The organism is Salinimicrobium oceani (genome assembly GCF_012037645.1).
In genome coordinates this window covers 1-408 of the sequence record NZ_JAAVJR010000829.1, presented here as the reverse complement: position 1 = coordinate 408, position 408 = coordinate 1, and the positions used below count along the sequence as shown (strand labels likewise).

Annotated in this window: 1 protein-coding gene; it reads right to left on the bottom strand. The window is 45.1% G+C overall.

What is annotated here, in order from left to right; genetic code table 11:
- On the bottom strand, positions 1–408 hold a 408-nt coding region (locus tag HC175_RS19600), incomplete at both ends, for a serine hydrolase (RefSeq protein WP_168139798.1).

Below are 408 nucleotides of genomic sequence, written 5' to 3'. Positions count from 1 at the left end.
GGCGTTGGCGAATAGGCCGGCGTGACCGGAAACTCCACCAAGCATGATCGCACCTTCATCGTGCACCGTTCCATGGATTGGCTCCTGCCTGAACATAAAATCATGCTCTGTAGGCACGATCTTGTAAGGAGACAATTGTGGGTTGAATCCTACTGAAGTGGCGCCTAAAGGTCTATAAAAATTCTGCTGAAGGAATTCCGGAAAAGCTAATTCTGTCCTGCTTTCTACTACCCGTGGTGCCAGGATAAAAAAGAAATCTGAATACACATATTCCTTTTTTTCGCGCAGCGGCGAATCTTTAATCGCTTCTACGATCTTGTCCGGGTAATCTTTATGAAGGTACATCCCTTCCCTGATCTTTATCGGGTAATCTTCGGAAGCTGTTTCCTTAAATGTTCTTCTCTTATA